The 14,047-nt window shown below is 40.5% G+C and carries 16 protein-coding genes; 6 read left to right on the plus strand and 10 right to left on the minus strand.

Annotation, left to right across the window (positions count from 1 at the left end):
- Window positions 1–48 precede the first annotated feature (48 nt).
- The 6 genes from mnmE to rpmH all read right to left on the minus strand — a co-directional run bounded on the left by mnmE (window position 49) and on the right by rpmH (window position 4,190).
- A complete protein-coding gene (gene mnmE / locus BLP46_RS02500) occupies window positions 49–1,431 on the minus strand; it encodes a tRNA uridine-5-carboxymethylaminomethyl(34) synthesis GTPase MnmE (RefSeq protein ID WP_167669148.1) in 1,383 nt (460 codons plus the stop codon).
- Between the two features lie 41 nt (window positions 1,432–1,472).
- A complete protein-coding gene (jag, locus tag BLP46_RS02505; RefSeq protein ID WP_318259424.1) occupies window positions 1,473–2,267 on the minus strand; it encodes an RNA-binding cell elongation regulator Jag/EloR in 795 nt (264 codons plus the stop codon).
- 67 nt (window positions 2,268–2,334) lie between these two features.
- Entirely contained in the window at window positions 2,335–3,333 is a 999-nt protein-coding gene (locus BLP46_RS02510; protein ID WP_092975120.1) for a YidC/Oxa1 family membrane protein insertase, read from the minus strand.
- A gap of 62 nt (window positions 3,334–3,395) precedes the next feature.
- Window positions 3,396–3,623 carry a membrane protein insertion efficiency factor YidD gene (gene yidD / locus BLP46_RS02515; RefSeq protein ID WP_092975123.1) on the minus strand — a complete coding sequence of 76 codons (228 nt, stop codon included), beginning with the start codon at window positions 3,621–3,623 and terminating at the stop codon, window positions 3,396–3,398.
- Window positions 3,624–3,644: 21 nt separating this feature from the next.
- Entirely contained in the window at window positions 3,645–3,989 is a 345-nt protein-coding gene (rnpA, locus tag BLP46_RS02520; RefSeq protein ID WP_092975355.1) for a ribonuclease P protein component, read from the minus strand.
- Between the two features lie 66 nt (window positions 3,990–4,055).
- Complete coding sequence (rpmH, locus tag BLP46_RS02525; protein ID WP_092975126.1) at window positions 4,056–4,190, minus strand: 50S ribosomal protein L34; 135 nt, start codon at window positions 4,188–4,190, stop codon at window positions 4,056–4,058.
- Window positions 4,191–4,508: 318 nt separating this feature from the next.
- Between rpmH and guaB the strand changes: the two genes are divergently transcribed.
- Window positions 4,509–5,990 (plus strand): IMP dehydrogenase, encoded by a 1,482-nt coding sequence (gene guaB, locus BLP46_RS02530; RefSeq protein WP_207645196.1) that lies wholly within the window; start codon window positions 4,509–4,511, stop codon window positions 5,988–5,990.
- A gap of 19 nt (window positions 5,991–6,009) precedes the next feature.
- Window positions 6,010–6,966, plus strand: a complete 957-nt coding sequence (locus BLP46_RS02535; protein WP_092975129.1) for an ROK family protein — start codon at window positions 6,010–6,012, stop codon at window positions 6,964–6,966.
- Between the two features lie 123 nt (window positions 6,967–7,089).
- Here the strand turns inward: BLP46_RS02535 and BLP46_RS02540 are convergent, their stop codons facing one another.
- From BLP46_RS02540 to BLP46_RS02550, 3 genes are read right to left on the minus strand one after another with little or no spacing between them, the layout of a single operon-like run.
- Complete coding sequence (locus tag BLP46_RS02540) at window positions 7,090–8,445, minus strand: sensor histidine kinase (protein ID WP_092975131.1); 1,356 nt, start codon at window positions 8,443–8,445, stop codon at window positions 7,090–7,092.
- A 3-nt stretch (window positions 8,446–8,448) separates the two neighbouring features.
- Window positions 8,449–9,120, minus strand: coding sequence for a response regulator transcription factor (locus BLP46_RS02545; protein ID WP_092975134.1), 672 nt, complete (start codon window positions 9,118–9,120; stop codon window positions 8,449–8,451).
- Complete coding sequence (locus tag BLP46_RS02550; protein ID WP_318259425.1) at window positions 9,120–9,722, minus strand: GTP pyrophosphokinase; 603 nt, start codon at window positions 9,720–9,722, stop codon at window positions 9,120–9,122. The genes BLP46_RS02545 and BLP46_RS02550 overlap by 1 nt, the downstream gene beginning before the upstream one ends.
- A 229-nt stretch (window positions 9,723–9,951) precedes the next feature.
- Between BLP46_RS02550 and BLP46_RS02555 the strand changes: the two genes are divergently transcribed.
- From BLP46_RS02555 to BLP46_RS02565, 3 genes are read left to right on the plus strand one after another with little or no spacing between them, the layout of a single operon-like run.
- Entirely contained in the window at window positions 9,952–10,437 is a 486-nt protein-coding gene (locus BLP46_RS02555; RefSeq protein WP_092975139.1) for a hypothetical protein, read from the plus strand.
- Window positions 10,438–10,497: 60 nt separating this feature from the next.
- Complete coding sequence (locus BLP46_RS02560) at window positions 10,498–11,055, plus strand: hypothetical protein (protein WP_092975142.1); 558 nt, start codon at window positions 10,498–10,500, stop codon at window positions 11,053–11,055.
- Window positions 11,055–11,312, plus strand: coding sequence for a hypothetical protein (locus BLP46_RS02565; RefSeq protein ID WP_092975145.1), 258 nt, complete (start codon window positions 11,055–11,057; stop codon window positions 11,310–11,312). The genes BLP46_RS02560 and BLP46_RS02565 overlap by 1 nt, the downstream gene beginning before the upstream one ends.
- A 313-nt stretch (window positions 11,313–11,625) precedes the next feature.
- On the opposite strand, the gene BLP46_RS02570 is transcribed toward BLP46_RS02565, so the two are convergent.
- Window positions 11,626–13,158, minus strand: a complete 1,533-nt coding sequence (locus tag BLP46_RS02570; RefSeq protein WP_092975148.1) for an alpha-amylase family glycosyl hydrolase — start codon at window positions 13,156–13,158, stop codon at window positions 11,626–11,628.
- 288 nt (window positions 13,159–13,446) lie between these two features.
- On the opposite strand from BLP46_RS02570, the gene BLP46_RS02575 reads away from it, so the two are divergent.
- A complete protein-coding gene (locus tag BLP46_RS02575; RefSeq protein ID WP_092975151.1) occupies window positions 13,447–14,001 on the plus strand; it encodes a hypothetical protein in 555 nt (184 codons plus the stop codon).
- The last annotated feature ends 46 nt before the right edge of the window (window positions 14,002–14,047 follow it).

Raw genomic sequence — 14,047 nt, forward strand, 5'->3', positions numbered from 1 at the left:
ACAGACGACTAACTTAACTTTATATAATAGTTATGCTGTTATGATTTATCACTTGCCTACACAAAAATTGTGAAATACCCTGTCAATTACTTCATCGCTTGTTTTTTCTCCTGTTAATTCAAGCAGTTCCGATATTGCATCTTCAAGCGAAACAGTTATGGCATCATATGTCAAACCACACTTCACTGCCGATTTAGCTTCATCAACAGACTTTAAAGCATTACTGACGGCAATTCTCTGTCTTTCATTAGAGAGAATACCGTCGCTTGGATTAAGGTTTGACGTTCCTGCAATTTCTGCAACAGCCGAAGTAATTTCATCCTTACCCTCACCGTTAGCGGCAGAAGTAAAAATAACCTTATTTACTTTTGACTTAATCAGCTCAACATCAAGCTTTTGGGGCAAATCACTCTTATTTATAATTGCAATAGTAGGAATATCCGAAGCAAGATTCAACAGATTTAAATCCTCATCATCAAGCTCACTGCTGTTATCAAACACAGCAAGCAAAAGTCTGCACTGTTCAAGGCGTTTTCTCGCTCTGTCAACACCGATTTTTTCAACCATATCATTTGTATCGTGAAGACCTGCTGTATCGCTTAGCTTTAAAATTACGTCGCCGACAAGCACAGTGTCCTCAACAACATCTCGGGTTGTTCCGGGAATATCAGTAACAATGCTTTTGTCGCAACCGGCAAGCAGATTCATAAGCGTGCTTTTGCCAACATTAGGTCGCCCGGCAATAACCGTATCTATCCCCTGTTTTACTGCCTGACCGCTGTCATAAGTATCAAGCAATTTCTGTAATTGATTCTGCGCATTATTACACACGTCCAAAATCATATCATCGGAAACTTCTGCAATATCCTCCTCAGGATAATCAGCCCAAGCAGACAAATGCGCCGTAAGCGACAACAAGCTTTCTTTTATCTCATCAATTTTACGTCTGACAACTCCGTCCTTAACAAAAAGAGCGGCACGAGCGGCAATTCTGCTTTTGGCGCTTATAATGTCAATTACAGCTTCGGCCTCTGTCAAATCAATTTTTCCGTTTAAAAATGCACGCTTTGTAAACTCACCTGCCTGAGCCGGGACTGCACCGGCTTCAAAGACAGCCCGCAAAACCTGCTGAGTTATAAACACTCCGCCGTGGCAGGACAATTCAACAACATCTTCGCCCGTATAACTATGGGGTGCTTTAAACACAAGCGCAACGGCTTCGTCAACTTCTTTGTTATCTTGGTTGACGATTTTGCCGAAAGCAGCGGTATAACCTTTCATTGACGAAAGTTTCTTGCCGTTGACACCGCAAAACACCTTGTCTCCGATTGCCACAGCCTGTTCGCCCGAAATACGAATTACGCCTATTCCGCCTTCGCCCTGAGCCGTACTGATTGCGGCAATGGTTTTGTCAGAAATAAAATTACTCATAAAATCACCAAAAAAAAGGGCGGATAAATCCGCCCAAAATTTTATTTATCAATATCTATTCTGTCGTAAAGTCCGTTTTCTCCGCCTTCGTTGAGCGGCTTTCTGTCGGGATTAACGGGAGCAGGATGTGAACTGCGGTTTGCATTGTAAGGACGTCTGCCTCCTCTGCCTCTGCCGTAGTTATCTCTGCGGAAATTGTTCCTTACCTTTGGGTCAGGTCCAATCACAACGTGACGGTTTGCATTTTCGCCTTCGCTCCAAGAAATTGCACCGTTAACCTTTTGAACGGCAGTATGAATAATTCTTCTTTCATACGGATTCATAGGCTCAAGGTTTGACTTTCTTCCTGTTTTTGAAGCCTTAATTGCAAGCTTTCTGCCAAGAATTTCAAGAGTCTTTTCACGTTTTTCTCTGTAATTTCCGGTATCAATAGTAACCTTAAGGTAATCATCTTTACCGTGATTGGCAACCAAACTTGTAAGATATTGCAAGGAATCAAGAGTCTCGCCTCTTCTGCCGATAACAAATCCGACTTCTTCGCCTGAAAGGTCAAATTTTACGCCGTCATCTGTAACAGTTTTTTCGATAGCAATATCGGAAAGTCCCATTTTATCAAGAACATTTCTCAAAAACTCGTCTGCCTTATCTTCGGAAGATTCAGGCAAAGTAACCTTTACTTTAGCAGGAGCACCGCCGAACAAACCGAATTTCTTCTTTTCGGCACGCTGAATAAGTTCAAACTCAACATCAGCCGACTCATCAAGTCCAAGCTGTTTTTTAGCATCATTAAGGGCGTCAAGTTCAGTTTCACCAACGCCGATTGCTTCACGTATCACGTTAATTCTCCTTCTTAATATATTAATTGTAAAACATCTGCTCTGTTATACAAAGACATTCATAGCATTATTTTTTCTTCTTTTTAGAAGACTTAGTATTTGAAGCGTTATTGCTTGCTTCCGGTAACTCATGTGGAGCATAAACATACGGAACGGCTGCTTCGTTTTGATAGAGCAACGCAACGTGTCTTGCCTCGGAGTTTGCTGTAAGATTTGCCGGACTGAACACTTTGCCGAGTACAATCGACTGAACAAGGCTTAAAAGTGCCGAAATAATCCAGTAAAAGGCAACGGCTGCCGGAACAGTGTATGCGATATAAGCAGAGAACAAAGGCAAGGCAAAAAGCATAACCTTCATACAGCCCATCTGCTGATTCATCTGATTGCCGTTGATTTTTTGCATAATAATCTGTGAACCGACGTTTGACAAGAAGCACAATACAGGGAAAATTATATATCCTGACAGGAATCCGTAATCGCTTGGTATTGCCAGCAAGTCAACTCCGAATGTGCTAAAACCGTTTTCAAACATCTGGATTTGAGCAATTTCAGAAGAACTGAACAAGCCCTGAATTGTGTCGGTGTTCACAATGTTTGGAAATACATTAAGCAAGCTAACCTGTTGATATGTCGGGTTTGCATTTGTTACATAACCCGGAATTGTGTTTACGTAATTGATAGCCTGCTGAACGCTGTCGCTGTTAAGATGAAGCGTGTTTGTAAGCGGATATGCAACGGCATAAAACACGCCCAAAATTACTATAAGCGGAATGATTGTTGTAAGGCATCCGCCCATGGGCTTTACGCCCTCTTTTTCATAGAGCTTGTTAAGCTCTTCCTGAGCCTTTTGGCTGTTGTTGGCATACTGCTCTCTTATTGCCTGCTGCTTTTTGCTCAGCCTTGCAGTACCTGCCATAGATTTTTGCTGTTTAATTGAAAACGGAAACAGCAAAAGTTTAATAATCAGCGTAAATAATACAATTGAAAGTCCGAAGTTCTGAATTACATAGAAGATGCCCCATAAAATATATCCGAGAAATCCTCCGAGAAATCCAAAAATTTGCATATTCTACCTCACTTTAGGGCAGCACTCAAACATCACGCCGGATTGCGGCATAACCTGCCCGATTAATGCCTATTCTTTTTTTCGGGTACGGGGTCGTATCCACCCTTTGAAAACGGATTGCAGCGCAAAATTCTCCAAATCGTAAGTGCAGAACCCTTTAGCGCACCAAAACGTTCAATGGCTTCAAGACCATATTCGGAACAAGTCGGAATATACTTGCAGCTTGGCTTTGTATACGGAGAAATAGCAGCTCTGTAAAATCTGATAATTGCCAGAAGAACCTTTTTCATTATTATATACTGCCCTCAAACTTATAAAGACTGTTTTAAAACATTAGCGGCAGCAAGGTGCTGCCTCATCGCCTTGTAAACAACATTTGATTTAACATAAGGCGTTTTGCCTCTGGCAACAAAAATAATATCGTATCCCTGTTTAAGTTCGGGATAAAGCTCATAATATGCCGCTCTGATAACTCTTCTTGCTCTTGTGCGCTTTACCGCTTTGCCGATTTTTTTGCCTGTGGTGATTCCAAAACGCAGGTTATTGTGTTTGCTTTTCAATACATAAGTCACCAAAACAGGACTTACATAGGATTTTCCACGTCTGTAAAGCCTTGAAAAATCCCTGTTTTCCTTTATTGTGATATATTCACTCATAAACAATACCATCAGGCAACTTAATTGTCAAAAAAGAAAGACCACCGATTAAAAGTGGCCTATTCTTTAGTAAGACAACCTTTTTCTACCTTTAGCTCTTCTTCTTGATAAAACCTTCTGTCCGTTAGAAGTGGACATTCTCTTTCTGAAGCCGTGCTCTTTCTTTCTGTGGAGCTTTTTTGGCTGATATGTTCTCAACATAATTGAAAACCTCCCTTCAATCTTTCGGTATTCGGTATATAACCTTGCAATATAGCATTATACCTTAATTTTTTGATTTCGTCAACACTTTTTTCACATTAAGAAATAAAATAATTATAAACTTAATAATGCGGCAGAAAGCCGTTTTTCACAATGCAATTCACTGAACAAATTATCCTAAAATATTCACCCTGCAATAACAATTCAAAACATAAAAACAATCAAAAAAACAAATAAAAGTGTTGATAACACAATGCAAGTTTGATATAATAAAAGGTAATAATTATCATTGTAGAATTTGCAGAACGGAGGAAAAATATGCTGAACACAAACTACAACGAAAAATTCGGCAAAGAAGGACTTACCTTTGACGACGTTCTCCTAATTCCGGGAGAATCAGACGTAGAGCCGATGAATGTTGATGTTTCAACCAATCTGACAAAAACAATCAAACTTAACACTCCGCTTATGACAGCGGCTATGGACACCGTAACAGAAACCGAAATGGCAATTGCGATTGCCCGTGAGGGCGGCGTTGGCATAATCCACAAAAATATGCCTATTGAACGCCAAGCCGACCAGGTTGACCGCGTAAAGAGAAGTGAAAACGGAGTAATAGTTAATCCGTTCTTCCTCTCACCGGAAAACACCGTAAGAGACGCGGACGAGCTTATGGGCAAATATAAAATTTCGGGTGTTCCGATTTGCCGTGACGGAAAACTTATCGGCATCATCACCAACCGTGATATGCGTTTTATGACCGCCAAAGACTTCGGTCAGCCGATTTCTTCGGTTATGACAAAGGAAAACCTTGTAACAGCTCCTGTCGGAACAACATTAACAGAAGCTCAGGATATTCTTCGCCAGCACAAAATCGAAAAACTTCCTATCGTAGGCAAGGACGGAAGCCTTAAAGGTCTTATCACAATCAAAGATATTGAGAAGAGCGTTCAGTATCCTAACTCCGCACGTGACGACAAGGGCAGACTTATCTGCGGCGCTGCAATCGGCGCAACAAAAGATGTTCTTGACAGAGTTGCGGCTCTTGTTGAAGCTCAGGTTGACGTTGTTGTGCTTGATTCGGCACACGGTCACAACTCAAACGTTGTACGTTCGGTTGCAAAGGTTAAAAAGGCATATCCGAACCTCCAGCTTATCGCAGGCAACATTGCTACTGCCGAAGCTGCCAAAGCATTGATAGACGCAGGCGCAGACGCAGTTAAGGTTGGTATCGGACCCGGTTCAATTTGTACCACAAGAATTGTTGCAGGTATCGGCGTTCCGCAGATTTCTGCAATTTATGACGCAGCATGCGAAGCTTCAAAATACGGTATTCCGATAATCGCAGACGGCGGAATTAAGTACAGCGGAGACATTGTAAAGGCTTTGGCTGCCGGCGGAAACGTTGTAATGGTCGGCTCACTTGTAGCAGGCTGTGAAGAAAGTCCGGGAGAAAACGAAATTTATCAGGGCAGACAGTTCAAGGTTTACCGTGGAATGGGCAGTCTCGGCGCAATGGGTAAAGGCAGTGCCGACAGATACTTCCAGGCAAGCAACAACAAGTACGTTCCCGAAGGCGTTGAAGGCAGAGTACCTTATAAGGGATTGCTTTCAGACACTGTTTATCAGATGATGGGCGGTCTCAGAGCCGGTATGGGCTATACAGGATGTGCAACTATTCAAGAGCTTCACCAAAAAGCAAAATTTGTTCGCATTTCCGGTGCAGGTCTCAGAGAAAGCCATCCGCACGACATTCAGATTACAAAAGAAGCTCCAAACTATTCATACCATTTTAACTAATATAAAGGATTGATACACTATGTACAGACTTGGCATTGACCTTGGCGGAACAAACATTGTTGCAGGCGTGGTTGACGATGTAAAGCACAAAATTATTGCAAAAGCTTCCTGCAAAACAGCGGTTCCGCGCCCCGAAAGCGAAATCTGTGACAGTATGGCTGAAGTTGCCCTTAAGGCAATCGAAAAGGCAAAGATTACCATTGATGATATAAAATCAGTCGGTATCGGCGTTCCCGGCGCAGTTAATCCAAAAACCGGAGTTATTGAGTACTCTGCAAACCTTTTCTTCCATAACTGGGAAGTAGTAAAAATGATGGAAGAAAGACTTAACAAAAGAGTATTTATTGAAAACGACGCAAATGCGGCAGCTTTGGGCGAATATCTTGCGGGAAGCGCAAAAGGCGCAAAGAATGCCGTTGCAATCACACTCGGCACAGGCGTTGGCGGCGGTATTATTATCGACGGCAAAATTTACAGCGGTTCAAACTTTGCTGGTGCAGAGCTTGGACATATGGTTATTGTAAAGGACGGCAAAAAATGTGCCTGCGGCAGAAGAGGCTGTTGGGAGACCTACGCTTCCGCAACGGGACTTATTAACCTGACAAAGCAAAAAATTCTGTCTGAGAAGCTCGAATTCAGCTATATGCTGAAAATGTGTGACGGTGATATTAACAAGGTTGACGGAAGAACGGCGTTTGACGCAATGCGTGACGGTGACCCGACAGCAAGAGCTGTTGTTGAAGAATACATCAGCTACCTTGCCTGCGGACTTGTAAATATCATCAATATTTTCCAGCCTGATGTTCTTTGCATCGGCGGCGGAATTTCCAACGAGGGCGAAAACCTTCTTGGTCCGCTTCGTGTAATCGTTGAAAGAGAGCGTTACACAAAGCACAATGATAAGCAAACCGTTATTTGCAAGTGTACACTTGGCAACGACGCCGGAATCATCGGTGCAGCTAACTGTTACGAATAAACTTGTTTAACAAACATTTGGGAGAACGCTTAAAGCGTTCTCCTTTTTATTTTACTGACAAAAAAACTCCCGTCACCAAACTGAGTGACGGGAGTTTTTGTATAAACCTTGCATTTAAAAAATTCAGTTAGATTTTTCATATTTTTTAATTTGTCTTTTAATCGGCAGTTTAACTGTGAAGCACACCTTATCTTCACGATTTGCGGCGCTGATTTTCCCCCTGTGTTGGTCAACTACCGTTTTGGCAATTGATAAACCGATTCCGTAACCGCCTGTCTCTTTTGAACGAGAAGAATCCGTGCGATAAAATCTGTCAAACAGATGCTTCATATCATCCTGACTGAGCTTTTCACTTGTGTTTGCAACCTCAAGCTTTGCGTACGAAAGCGTTGAGTCAAGACAAACGTCAATTTCTCCGCCGCTTGAACAATATTTTACCGCATTATCACAAAGTACGGAAACGAGCCGTTCCAGTCCTTTGGCGTTGCCTATAACTTTAATGCCAGGTTTTATGTTAAGAATTAATTTTTTATCTTGGCTCTCTGCCCTTGTCATAAAATCAGAAACTTTTTCTTCAACAAGCGATGAAAAATCAATCTCAGAAAATTCTTCCTTTCGCTCTGCTTCACTGTCCATACGGGAAAGCGTGAGCATTTCTTCAACAAGACCGCTCATATTGTTTACTTGGCGCTTAATTTTATCAATCGTCGGATTTTCACCCATAGTAAGTTCAAGAACGTCGGCATTCACCTGAATTGCGGCAAGCGGAGTTTTAAGTTCATGGCTTGCATCGGTTATGAAACGCTTCTGAAGTTCAAGATTTTTTTGGAGCGGTGCAATGACCTGCTTTGATGTTATCCACACAAATGCAGTTGCAATAATCATTGCAATTGAGGCAATAAAAATTGATGTACGAGTCAAACTGTTTCTTGATTCAATCATTGAATAACAATCAACAAAATAAATTCTTGTTTTATCTTCTTCAGGAACCTTTAAATAATAGTATTTTCCCGAGTGACTTTCCAAACTGCTGCTCTTTACGGCGGCGTGAACATAATTTTGCACATCATAAACGGACTGTGCGGCAATGTGAGAAAGATCTTCGTCAATGATAATGTTGTTATCATCAAGCAACACCCAAAAATAACGTGTTGTGTAACGAGTTTCGTCTGAAAATCTAAGTCCAAATCCCAAATCAGAAAAATCCGAATCAAAGTGCTGGATTTTCTCATCATCGGTTGCAGAATCATTATCAGAAATAATTTTAATCTGAGTATTATCCTCGCCGTTTTCTGAAGAACTGTCTACCACCTTGGGAATTATGCCGCCGTATTTTTCAAGCATAGATAATAATTGATGCGCATTACGGTTAATCTGAGTTGTAAACCCAATGTTGATTGCAGCAACAATCAACACCGTGATAAACAAAAAAGCCCCCAGTTCAATTAAAATTATGTGCCAGCGCAATTTTTTGAACATAGCTTACTCCGTTTCCTGCAGGCAATATTCGTATTCTTTGTCCGAAACAATTTTAACAGACGCCTTTACAGATTTAAGTTTGTTTCTCAGATAACCTATATACAAGGTCACGGTATTTGAGTCACCGCCCTCGTCTCTCCATATTTTTTCAATCAGCTTTTCCGCTGAAATTGACTTTCCTTTGTTGTGTATCAAATATTCAAGCAGCTCAACCTCTTTGCCTGCAAGCCTGAGAGAGGTCTCGCCGTTAGAAATTTTAAGGGCTTCCGTGTCAAGCACAATGTTGCCGCAACTTAGCGTGTTTGAATTATACGTTTTGCTCCTGCGTAAAAGTACGTTGATTCTTGCAATAAATTCATCTTTATTAAACGGCTTGGTAAGGTAATCGTCAGCCCCCATATTAAGTCCGTTTACTTTGTCGGCAACCTGAGATTTGGCGGTCAGCATAAGCACAGGCGTGTTGTTGTTTTCATCCCTTAACTTTTTGAGGACATCAATCCCGTCCATTCCCGGCATCATAATGTCAAGAACTATGCAATCATAAACGTTTTCGTTAGCTTTACTATAGGCTGAAGTTCCGTCATATACGACATCACTTTCAAAATTGTTGAATTTTAAAATAATTCCTATTGCGTCTGCAATATCTCTTTCGTCATCAGCAACTAATATTTTCATTATATTTCTCCGTTAATCATCTGTCTGACAGTCTGCATTGTCAAATCCGTTGAAGCCATTTCTTCGGCACAGCGTTTAAGCTCATCCTGAATAAGTTCAACATTTTTAATCTCTTTTTTGTAGTGCAGTGAGTGTTCAAGCGCCGCCCAACAATCCTGGGCAATTGTTCTTATTTGAATTTCAATTGGAACTCGCTTGGTTTCACCGGGAAGATTCACATTAAAAAACACTATAATGTGAAAACTGCGGTATCCGTTAGGCTTTGGATTTGCAATATAATCCTTCTCTTCAAAAATCTCAAGCCCCTCCATACTGCGAACCATATTAACAATTGTATAAACGTCATCAACAAAGCTGCATATTATCCGCACACCGACAGCGTCGTGAATTTTGGTAAGGGCGTTTTCAATGGTGGGTTCAAGCCCTTTGCGATGCAGCTTTTCAATCATACTTTCTTCGGTTTTAATTCGTCCCTCAAAGTGCTCAATCGGGTCATGCATACCGATTGATTTGCAATAACACTTGATAAGGTCTATATTCGTAAGCATCTGTTTTAATGCGCTTTCAAGAATAAAAAGATTTTCACCGTAAAACCCACTCATTTTAAGCATTCCTCCCCTAATATATAAATAATTATAACTAAAAATATTTTTAATAGCAATAAATATCGCCAAAAAATCAGGTAAAAAACACAATAACAACTCAAATCAAACGAATACTGATAATCTGCTTTATATCAAAAAATTTACAAAATAATTACCAAACCATGGTGTTAAGAAAAAGCTTTGCGTGTTACAATCAAATCACAGTCAAAACAGGGGGTGACAACAGGTGAAAATCGGTAAAAAATTAATTATAATCATTCCGTCGGCAGTCGTGCTCTGTGCAATATGTGCGATAGCGGGAATATTTTTCGGACATCAGATAAATTATGACAACTCACAGGGAGTTGTACTTGACAACGATGCGTCTTCCGTTACCGAAACAACATCACCCGAAAACGGCTCACAGGGAATAAAAGTTCCTGGATATGCCGATATTGAAATTGATTCAGGCGTAACAAACTTTCCCATAACTCTGCTGAACCCAAGCGGTAATCCCTGCTATTTTAAATTCACACTTTCACTTGATGAAACGGGAGAAGAACTTGGCACAACCGACTATGTTAAACCCGGAGACGCAATCAAAGGACTTGAACTTTCTTCCCCACTTAAACAAGGCGAATACATGCTTGACATAAATATACAAACAAAATCTCTTGATACTCAGGAGGCCATGAACGGAGCTTCCGTACAGACCAAGCTGAAAGTAAACTGACAATAATCCCGATTGGGTTTATTATAGATTATTTTTTGGAACAAAGAAGGAGAAATCAAAATGTCAAAATTAGGGAGAAAAATAAGTATTGGAATTATCTCCGCAGTAATGGCGGCAACCGCAACAACAGCTTTTGCCGCACAGGAAACACCGATTGTTGATGAGAACACACCGAATGCAGAATATCAGCAGACACTAAACTATACAAAGGATAAATCCGAAATTATTCCGTATTTTACAGTAACTATTCCCGACACGGTAACACTTACAAAGGATTCAACCAATCTGCCGTATTCACTCGCTTTTGTTGACGATACATCGTTTATTCCAAGCGGAAAAAAGGTGAGCGTAAAGATTGACAGCGCAGGTTATTCGGGTTGCCTTACAAAACTTGCTGTATGGGACTCAAGAAATCTTCAGGAAGCAGAATACAAAATCTACAATTCGGACGCTGCAAAGAATCCTACATACTACAACATCGGCGATGAGGTTGCCTCATGGACAGGCTCAAACTGGGGTACAATCAACAGAAAAATCAAACTTGCCGATTACAGAAACGTTGGTGCAGGTAAGTACACAGGCGTAATTAACTACACGGTTTCATTAGAGGATAAATAATGAAACGCCTTGTGCACTGTGCGCTTATCGCTTCAATAGTGCTTACACTTCTTGCAAGCTGCTTTTCGCTGTCGGTTTTTGCCGACAGCAGGCAAAGCACACAGGTGATTTTAACGGTAGAAAACACGGAACCGACCAACACGGAGTGCCTGCAATCCGCAACCTTGGATTCAGACAAAAAAGCATTACAGGACAACAGCACGGTAAAAACAGGCTACAGCTACTTGGTAATCGGCACAATTGCAGCCGGGACCTGATTATCCGCAATAGTTCTTGCAATGCTGATTAAAAAATCAAATTCTAATTAATCCATATTTCAAATTCTTCACAACTTCACAACAAAATACCGACGGTAAAATTGTAGCTGATTTTACCGGCGGTATTCTTTTTAATCATAGAAAAGTATATGCTTTGTATACAAAAAGCAGAGCTTGCAATCGGTTACAAGCTCTGCAAAGAAGCGCATTACTCAGAATTTTAACAGTGAATTTCTTGCAACTCCCTGTTAAATTTTAAATAAAATCCGTCGCCTTAAAGGCATGGAACATCTGCGCTATATTATTAAGTTTATTATAATTCAATCATAACAAAACTTTGCGGCTTCATTTCTACCTTGCCGTCTGCAAACTCTGCACCGCCGATTTGATAAACAACCTTGCCGTTATATTCTGTCGAAATTTCAGCATCCTTGCCAAGAGGATTGAAGAACATCACAAGATTGCCACGCTTATAATAGAAAGGAATTTTGCCCTCTTCATAAACAAATTCAAGTTCGCCGTTGCCCTTTAAATCATCATACTTGTGGCGAAGTGCAATAACATCGGTTACAACCTTATAGATACTGTCGGCATCATCCTTTTGGTTTTCAACAGTAGGTGCGTCATCTGATTTATCAACAGGAAGATACGGTTCGTCACCTGTTGAAAAGCCGAGATTCTTTTGACTGTTCCACTGCATCGGAGTACGGGAACCCGTACGTGAGAATCCGCCCTCTTTGCTGACAAGGTTTGCCTGATATTTCATTCCGATTTCATCACCGTAATAAAGGAACGGTACACCCGGCATTGTAAAGATAAATGCACTTATTAATTTTATCGCATTTTTGTCAAGACCTGCCGTAACACGGGGCATATCGTGGTTATTGGTCATAAAGCTGATATATCCGTTATTTTTTGTGCTTTCGTAATTCGGCAGATATTCATCGGCAAATGCCTTTACGTCACCCTTGCCGTTCGGGTTAAACACAGCCTCACTGCTTCTTGGGTCGCCGTAACGGAAAAGTCTGCTGTATCCGTTTCCGTAGTGGTCAAGATAGAAGTCCATATGGAAACCTGCATTATTGATTGCTCTTTCGGGATTACACCATTCGGATACCATTGCAGCCTCCGGGTATTCCTTGTCAAGCATCTCTCTGACCCCGCGCCAAATTTTAGCCGTTGCAACTTTTTCATCATCATTCTTAACAAGAGAATCTGCCATATCAACTCTGAATCCGTCTGCGCCCTTATCAAGCCAAAAACGCATAACGTCTTTGATTGCTTCCACAGTTGCAACACAATCCGGGTGTTCCGGAGGAAGCTGCCATTCGTGGTGTGTAATTTCATTAAATCCATAGTTAAGCGCAGGCTGAGAACTGAAGTAATTTACAAGGTAATTTCCGTCACGCTCACATATTCCGCACATCATTCTGTACTGAGGCGGAGCGTCCCAAACGCTCTTGGTAAATACATATCTGTTTGAAAACTCGCTCTCTTTAGCTTTTTTTGCCTCCAAAAACCACGGATGTGTATCGGAAGTATGTCCCGGAACAAGGTCAAGCAAAATCTTGATGCCCATTTCATGAGCTTTATTGAAAAGATTAACCAAATCATCGTTTGTTCCGTAGCGTGGAGCTACCTTTTTGTAATCACGAACATCATAACCTGCGTCCATAAAAGGAGAATCGTAAATCGGATTGAGCCATATTGCGTTACATCCCAAACCCTTTACATAGTCAAGCTTTTCTATAATACCGTTGATATCACCAATTCCGTCTCCGTTGGAATCATAAAAGCTCTGTGGATAAATTTCGTAAAAAACAGCGTCATTGAGCCATTTCGGCATAAAAACACGTCCTCTCTGTGTGTTATTTTTAAGGATATTCAGTAAAGTTCTAAACACATAACTTTAATTTATTCGGTTATTTTTAAAAGCCTATAATAAAAAAATATATGTTTTTTTACATACTGCACATCCAATATTTTTTGCAATGTTTTGCAACTTCATTCTAGCATTTTTATTTTAAAATGGCAACATAAAATTCCATATTGTTTTCCATTAATAATTACTTGCAAACCTTGAATAATCGGCATAATATGATAACAGCAAATTACTATGCCGGAGGGAAAGACTTTGACAGTAAACAGATTATCTGACAACAGAGTTCTGATTATTTTATGCGGAAAAGATATGGAAGAATTTTCGCTTAAATATGACACAATGGACCTTGAGGATTTACATTCACGTAAAATCTTGATGAGGCTTATGCAGGTTGCGTGCAGGAAGTCAGGCATTGAAACTATCGGAAAGAGGATAAATATCGAAGCCCTGTCGCTCGAAAGCGACTGCTATCTTTTAATAACCGTTAAAGACAAAAAAAGACGCACATTCAGAATGAAGCAAAAGGGAAAGTCAATCTGTTATATGCTTGGAAACGGCTCAAGATTTCTTGACACAATTGAAATTTTGTATAAACAAAATATTTGCTGCAACAAAAATTCCGCATATGTTTTAAACGGAAAATATTACCTTATTTTTGATTATCCGTCAATTCCCCAAAAACTAAAAATGACTTTATCTGAATATGCGGAACTATGTTCGGGAAGAATCGTTACGGCAAAGATACGTGAAAACGGAACTCCGATTTGCACTCAAAACGCAATACTTCAAATAGGAAAATTCTTATAATAAGATATAAAAAGGGTCGGAAATTTAAAACTTTCCGACCCTTCAA

The sequence above is a fragment of the Ruminococcus sp. YE282 genome, from assembly GCA_900101355.1.
Lineage (GTDB): Bacteria > Bacillota > Clostridia > Oscillospirales > Acutalibacteraceae > Ruminococcoides > Ruminococcoides bromii_A.